Source organism: Vogesella oryzagri (genome assembly GCF_040148885.1).
GTDB classification, from domain to species: Bacteria; Pseudomonadota; Gammaproteobacteria; order Burkholderiales; family Chromobacteriaceae; genus Vogesella; species Vogesella oryzagri.
Genome location: NZ_JBEFLD010000012.1, coordinates 50,642 through 57,600, shown reverse-complemented (window position 1 = coordinate 57,600; position 6,959 = coordinate 50,642). Strand labels below are relative to the sequence as shown.

General features: G+C 67.2%; 5 protein-coding genes. 2 read left to right on the top strand and 3 right to left on the bottom strand.

From position 1 onward, the window contains the following. Window positions 1-217: 217 nt before the first annotated feature. The 3 genes from ABNW52_RS18470 to ABNW52_RS18460 all read right to left on the bottom strand — a co-directional run bounded on the left by ABNW52_RS18470 (window position 218) and on the right by ABNW52_RS18460 (window position 3,937). Window positions 218-1,429, bottom strand: coding sequence for an FAD-dependent monooxygenase (locus tag ABNW52_RS18470; protein WP_349591139.1), 1,212 nt, complete (start codon window positions 1,427-1,429; stop codon window positions 218-220). A 67-nt stretch (window positions 1,430-1,496) separates the two neighbouring features. Then, window positions 1,497-2,414: a LysR family transcriptional regulator gene (locus ABNW52_RS18465; protein WP_349591138.1), complete on the bottom strand. Its 918-nt coding sequence runs from the start codon at window positions 2,412-2,414 to the stop codon at window positions 1,497-1,499. Between the two features lie 44 nt (window positions 2,415-2,458). After that, window positions 2,459-3,937 (bottom strand): aminotransferase-like domain-containing protein, encoded by a 1,479-nt coding sequence (locus tag ABNW52_RS18460; protein ID WP_349591136.1) that lies wholly within the window; start codon window positions 3,935-3,937, stop codon window positions 2,459-2,461. 136 nt (window positions 3,938-4,073) lie between these two features. Here ABNW52_RS18460 and ABNW52_RS18455 point away from each other — a divergent pair, with 136 nt between their 5' ends. Next, a complete protein-coding gene (locus tag ABNW52_RS18455; protein WP_349591134.1) occupies window positions 4,074-5,273 on the top strand; it encodes a benzoate/H(+) symporter BenE family transporter in 1,200 nt (399 codons plus the stop codon). 136 nt (window positions 5,274-5,409) lie between these two features. Further along, window positions 5,410-6,798: an aminopeptidase P family protein gene (locus ABNW52_RS18450; RefSeq protein ID WP_349591133.1), complete on the top strand. Its 1,389-nt coding sequence runs from the start codon at window positions 5,410-5,412 to the stop codon at window positions 6,796-6,798. Window positions 6,799-6,959: the final 161 nt, after the last annotated feature.

Below are 6,959 nucleotides of genomic sequence, written 5' to 3'. Positions count from 1 at the left end.
TTGTGGCGCCGGTCGGGCCTGTACTGATGCGGCCGACTCTGTCGCCTCTGCCACCGCCATGTAAAAAGCCCGCAGTTGCGGGCTTTTTACATGCACCTGCTGCTGCCCGCAGCGGGTGGCCTCAATCATCGCGGGTCAGCACTTCCAATGCTGGGATTTCTGGACAGATCAGCTTGCAGCTTAGTTCGGTGAAAATCGCTCAACGTGCAGCAAAAAGTCACAATGGTGGTGCCAGTAGCTGTTCCGGCGTTTGCAGTCCCAGTGCATAGCGAATCACTTCCTTCTTGAGCGGACCGCTGCGGTTGGCCAGTTTCAGCCCCAGGTTGCGGGCAATCCGCAGTGGCCCGATGTCGTTGCTGAAACCGTAGCAGAACAGATCCATCAACCGTTGCATGGCATGGTTGGCCAGCTGGCGGCGGCGCTGGTAGCGCTGCAGGACGGCCAGGCTGCCGATCTCCTCGCCTTGCTGTTGTGCGGCCAACAGCACATCACATAGCGCCACCACATCCTGGAAACCAAGGTTGACGCCCTGGCCGGCCAGCGGGTGAATGGTATGGGCGGCATCGCCAGCCAACGCCACGCCGTGGCGCACGTAGGCTTGCGCGTGGCGGCGAATCAGCGGGAAGCTGCCGCGGCAGACGATATGGCTGATGTCTGGCAAAACATCGGGGAATTCGGCGCGAAACGCGGCGATCAGTGCGTTATCGTCCAGCTTCATCAACTGTCCGACCTTGGCGGCGCTGTGGTACCACACCAGGGAGGCATAATCGCCGGGCAGCGGCAGCAGCGATTGCGGCCCCTGCGGCGTGAAGCGCTGCCAGGTGATGTCGCGTTCGCCGCCCTGAATGCCGACAGTGGCGACAAACGCGTGCATCGGATATTCGTGGCTGTTGAGACCAATGGCGGCGGCCTCGCGTACACGCGAGCGGGCGCCGTCGGCGCCGATCACTAGCCGGGTGGTGAAGTTGCGGCCGCTTTTCAGCGTCAGCTGGCTGATGCCCGCGCCGATATGCAGCTGGCTGATTTCGTCCGGGCAAATCAGCTCGATATTGCCGTATTGCGCCAGCGCGGCGGTGCACCCCAGCTGCACGATGCGGTTTTCCACGATGTGGCCAAGGTTGGCCGCAGCGATCTCGCCGGCATCGAACAGCGTGCCGTCTTCACGCTTCTGTTCCCACACCTGCATGCGCTGGTAAGGCGCCGTGCGCATGGCGCGGATATGTTGCCAGGCACCGATATCCTGCAGCAGAGTGATGGAGGCCGGGCTGAGGGCGGACACGCGCAGATCCGGCGCGCTGGCGGGGTCGAAAGCCGCTGGAGTGCTCTGTTCCAGCACCGCGATGCGCAGCCCGCTGCCACCCAGCCGCGCGGCGATGGCGCTACCGACCATGCCACCGCCGACGATGAAGATGTCCACGTGTTCCATCATGCTGCGCTCCCGTATTCGGCAAAGCGCTGACTGTAGCAGTGCGTGTTGGCGGTGGCCTTGGCTTGGGTCAAACGCTGGCCAGCGCGGTCTGCAGCCGGGGCACGATGAAACTCATGAAGGCCTGGTATTTGCGCGGTAGCGGCTGGTGGTAGGCGAACACCAGGAACACCGGCCAGCCGGCGGCGCGCCAGTCCGGCAGCACCTCGGCCAGCAGGCCTTTTTCCACCAGCGGCTGGCCCATATAGCTGGGCAGCAGGCCGATGCCGTGGCCCTCCTGCAGGATGTTGGACACCACCGCGTACTGGTCGACGATGATGGCCGGTCGCAGCTTGAGGTTCAGCGGCTGGTCGCGGTATTCGAGTCGCCATTCGCGGCCGCTGTCGGTGTAGTAGGTATTGCTGATCAGCCGGTGCTGCGGCAATTGCTCCGGCGTCTGTGGCTGGCCGTTCCGGGCCAGGTAGCCCGGGGCGGCGTACAGCTTTTCCCATACCAGCCCCACCGGGCGCGCCACCAGGCGGTCGTCGTGCACATTGCGGGTACGGAAGGTGAAATCCAGCCCTTCGCTGACCGGATCCAGCACGCGGTTTTCCACCTGCAGGCCGATCTGCAGCGCCGGAAACTCCGTCACCAGCTCGCCCAGCAGCGGCCCCACCAGCTGCTGCGCCAACCCGGCGGAACAGCCGATGCGCAGCACGCCTTCCACCTTGTCCTTGCTCTCTTCGATATCGGTGCGGATACCGGCCAGCAGCAGTCGCAGCTTGGCGGCATGCGCCGCCAGCCGTTGGCCGCTTTCCGTCAGCACCACGCGGCGGGTATTGCGCAGCACCAGCACGGTGCCCAGTTCTTGTTCCAGCTCTTTCACCAGCTGGCTGACGCGGCTCTTGGCACAGCCAAGGTCGTTGGCCGCGGCGGTAAAACTCAGGCAGCGGGCCAGGGCATCGAAGGCCAGCAGGGCATCGGGCGGCAGGCTCTGGGCGGATTTCATGATGATTGCGTGGTGTGGGACGGAGTTCGCCAGTGTATCACCGCTTAACGCGGCGGAAAGCTGGCTGCCGGGACATCTTTGCACCGCGCCAGCTGCAACGCCAGCAGGCGGCCCAGCGTGGCCAGCGCCGCGTCCAGCGCCGGGGTAAAAGGTTGGCCGCAGCTGAGGCGCAGGCAGTGATCGAAGCGCGGTTCGGCCGAGAACACCACGCCGGGGGCAAAGCTGATGCCTGCCGGCAGCGCCTGCTGCAGCAACTGCGTGGTGTCGCTGCCCGGCGGGCACTCCAGCCACAACAGCATGCCGCCCTGCGGCTTGCGCACGCGGGTGCCTTTCGGAAAATGCCGCAGTACCGCGTCGGCGGTGGCGTGCATCTGTGCGGCCAACTGCTGGCGGATGCGCTGGCTGGTGCGCTGGTAGTCGCCGCTTTCCAGTACCTCGGCCAGCACCGCCTGCAGCAGCGGCGACACCGTCAGCGTGCTGCTGGCCTGCAGCCGCGCCAGCGCCTGGTGATGGCGGCCGCCGGAAAACCAGCCCAGGCGGAACGACGGCGCGTAGCTCTTGGTGAACGACGAGCAGTAGATCACCTCGCCGTCGCGATCCCAGGCCTTGATCGGCGTCGGCCGCTCGTTGCCGTAATACAGATCGCCGAACACATCGTCCTCAACGATGGTGATGCCGTGGCGGCGTGCCAGTTGCAGCAGCGCGCGCTTGTTGTCGTCCGGCATCAGCCCGCCGGTGGGGTTCTGGTAGTTGGGCACGCACACCAGGCACTTCACCGCCGGGCCATGCCGCAGCGCGAACTCCAGCGCCTCCAGCGACAGCCCGGCATCGGCGGTGCAGGGGATCTCCAGTACCTTCAAGCCCAGCCCTTGCAGCGTCTGCAGCAGGCCGAAGTACACCGGCGTCTCCACCGCCACGGTGTCGCCGGGACGGGTGAGGTGGCGCAGTGCAAGGCTGATGGCCTCGGTGATGCCGTGGCAGGGCAGGATGTCGTCGGCGCGCAGCGCCATGCCGCGCTGCTGTGCCAGCTGCTGCAAGGCGCTGGTCAGCCGGCGCTGGGTGTTGCCCGGCAGATGGGCGCCGATCAGCTCCGGCTGGCGCGCCAGCGTCTGCTGCAGCCGGCGCGCCAGCTCGGTGGACGGGTACAGCGCCGGCGCCGCCTCGGCCATGTGCAGCTGCAGCGGGATGCGGTCGTCGGCCAGCAGCAGCAGGGTAGACATGCGGCTGTTGAGATCCACCAGCGCGGCGGTGGATGGTAGCGGCAGCGCCGGATCGCTGCGGCGCGGGGCGATGCTGCCGGCGGGCGCGGCGGCAAAAAAGCCGGCGCGCGGCCGGGCCTCCACCCGCTGCTGTTGTTCCAGCAAGCGGTAGGCGGCCAGCGCGGTGAGGGTGTTGACGCCGTGTGCGGCGGCCAGTTGGCGTACCGCCGGCAGGCGGCTACCCGGCGGGTAGTCGCCGTGGTCCAGCTGTGCGGCCAACGCCGCGGCGATCTGCTGGTAGCGGGGAAGGGCGGTGCGGTTCATCGCTCTGTTATATAGAACAGGGCATAACAGCGCCAGCCTGTTATACCCGGCTGTGGCAGGCGCACCACGTTGGCCGCGACTAAGCTGTGTGCATTCCCGCTGCCCGCGCAGCCAACTCCCTACCCGCGAGCACGCCATGCTGCAAAAGCTGCCTCCCTCTACCCTGATCGCCGGTGTACTCACTATTGCGGTGGGCTACACCGGCCCTTTTTTAATCATCGTCCACGCCGCACAGCAGGCCGGCCTCAGTGCCGGACAGCTGGCGTCGTGGATGTGGGCGGTGTCGTTTGGCTCCGGCATCGCCGGGCTGTGGCTATCGTGGAAGTGGAAGATGCCGATCATCACCGCCTGGTCCACGCCGGGCGCGGCGGTGCTGCTGGCGTCCTTGCCCAGCGTCAGCTACCCGGAAGCGGTGGGCGGCTTTTTCCTGGCCGGGCTGGCGGTATGGCTGATCGGCATCAGCGGCGCGTTTGACGCGCTGATGAAGCGTTTTCCGCCGGCGCTGGCCGCCGCGCTGCTGGCCGGCATCCTGTTCCGCTTCGTGGTGGAGCTGGTGCCGGCGATGCGCGATCAGACTGCACTGGTGCTGCCGATGGCCATCGCCTTCTTTGTCGGCCGCCGGCTGTGGCCGCGCTACGCGCTGATGGGCTCGCTGCTGCTGGGCTGCGGGCTGTTGCTGCTGCAGGGCGGCTTCGTGGCGGCGCCGTCGCTGGCCACCAGCGCCAGCGGCCCGTTGTGGACCACGCCGGTGTTCAGCCTGGCCGGCATCAGCAATATTGCGCTGCCGCTGGCATTGGTGGCGCTGACCGGGCAGTTCCTGCCGGGCATGGCGGTGCTGAAGAACGATGGCTACGACATCCCGGCCAAGGTGCCGGTGAGCGTGCTGGGCGGCGTATCCACCCTGCTGGCGCCGTTCGGCTGCCATGGCGTGGTGCTGGCGGCGATCACCGCCGCGATGTGCACCGGCGCGGAGGCGCACCCGGACCGCAACCAGCGCTGGAAGGCCGGCATGGTGGCGGCGGTGTGCTACCTGCTGGTGGCATTGCTGGGCGGCGCGCTGGTGGCGGTGCTGTTGATTCTGCCCAAGGCGCTGGTGATGGCGGCGGCGGCGCTGGCGCTGTTCGGCACCCTGGCTTCGTCGCTGACTGCGGCGCTGAGCAACGACACCCACCGCGAGGCGGCGCTGCTCACCTTCGTGGTGGCGGCTTCCGGCGTCAGCATCGCCGGCATCGGCGCGCCGCTGTGGGCGCTGCTGGCCGGCGTGGCCGCCGGGCTGATTCTGCGCTGGCAGCCCAAGGTTGGCCGCAAGCAGAAAGCCGCCGCGCAGGCACGCTGATTGCCGGCAGCGCTGCCGCTGCAACAGAATCGCCACACCCCCGCCCTGTGTGACCGCACTTGGCGGGGTTTTGCTATACAGATGAACGATTGTATACAAAAATGCGCACTTTCCCGCCCACCCGTGGAAGGCCGCCATGTTCCAGCCCGACATCTACCTGCAACGCCGCCAGCAGCTGGCCGCGCTGCTGCCGGACAGCCTGTTGCTGTTACTCGGCAACGTCGATTCGCCGATAAACTACCGCGACAACATCTTCCCCTTCGTGCAGGACAGCTCGTTCCGCTACTTCTTCGGCCTCAACGAGCCGGGGCTGGCCGGCGTGATCGACACTGCTAACGGCGAAGCCACGCTGTTCGGTAATGACCCGGAGGTGGCCGACATCGTGTGGACCGGCGAGCTGCCGACGCTGGCCGCGCGTGCCGCGCAGGCCAAGGTTGGCCGCAGCCAGCCGTATGCCGCGCTGGCGGAGGTGCTGTCCGCCGCGCAGGTCGCCGGGCGCACTGTGCATTACCTGCAGCCCTACCGTGGCGAGAACGTGCTGGAGCTGGCGCGCCTGCTGCGTTGTGACCCAGATGCCGCCAAGGCGGGTTACAGCACCGCGCTGACCCGCGCCGTGGTGAGCCTGCGCGAGATCAAGGGCGCAGAAGAGATCGCCGAGATGGAAGCGGCGCTGGCGATTACCCGCGACATGCACCTGGCCGCCATGCGCGCCGCCAGGCCGGGGGTGGTGGAACACGCCATCGTCGGCGAGATGGAAGGCATCGTGCGCCGCCACGACCTGCAACTGGCCTACCCCAGCATCTTCTCGCGCCGTGGCGAGGTGCTGCACAACCACCATCACGACCAGGTGCTGCAGGCCGGCGATCTGGTGGTGAACGACACCGGCGCCAACTCCGCCGCCGGCTACGCCAGCGACATCACCCGCACCATCCCGGTGGGCGGCAAGTTTTCTCCGCGCCAGCGCGAGCTGTACGACACCGTGCTGGCGATGCAGCAGGCCGCCATCGACGCCATCCGTCCCGGCGTGCGCTACCTGGACATCCACAAACTGTCAGCACAGGTGATGGTGCAACGCATGACGGCGCTGGGCTTCTTCCACGGCGAGGTGGACGACATCGTGGACAGCGGCGCCTACGCCATCGCCTTCCCGCACGGGCTGGGGCACCAGATCGGCATGGACGTGCACGATATGGAAGGCCTGGGCGAAGAGCTGGTGGGTTACGGCGACGAGCTGGCGCGCAGCCCGCTGTTCGGCATGGGCTACCTGCGGCTGGGCAAGACGCTCAAGGCCGGCATGGTGGTGACCGTGGAGCCCGGCATCTATTTCATTCCGGCGCTGATCGCCGCCTGGCAGGCCGAAGGCCGCCACGCCGGGCTGATCAACTACGCGCGTTTCAACGAATACCGTGACTTCGGCGGCATCCGCATCGAGGATGACGTGCTGGTTACCAGCACTGGCAGCCGCGTGCTGGGCGACCCCATCGCCCGCACTGCCGACGAGGTCGAGGCGGTTATGGCGGGCTGACACCCTGCCACCGGCTGCGGGCGCAGCCGGCTGTTCCATCGTCAATACTCCATCCTTGCACCGCCCTTCGGGGCGGATTTTTTTGCCCGCCGGCAGAGGCGGGCGGGGCGGCACAAGGCGAAAACACCGCGGCACGCGACATTTACCCGTGGTAAATCCGC

Coding starts and splice junctions, on each gene's coding strand:
- ABNW52_RS18470 (WP_349591139.1), bottom strand. CDS start 1,429: ATGATGGAACACGTGGACATCTTCATCGTCGGCGGTGGCATGGTCGGT.
- ABNW52_RS18465 (WP_349591138.1), bottom strand. CDS start 2,414: ATGAAATCCGCCCAGAGCCTGCCGCCCGATGCCCTGCTGGCCTTCGAT.
- ABNW52_RS18460 (WP_349591136.1), bottom strand. CDS start 3,937: ATGAACCGCACCGCCCTTCCCCGCTACCAGCAGATCGCCGCGGCGTTG.
- ABNW52_RS18455 (WP_349591134.1), top strand. CDS start 4,074: ATGCTGCAAAAGCTGCCTCCCTCTACCCTGATCGCCGGTGTACTCACT.
- ABNW52_RS18450 (WP_349591133.1), top strand. CDS start 5,410: ATGTTCCAGCCCGACATCTACCTGCAACGCCGCCAGCAGCTGGCCGCG.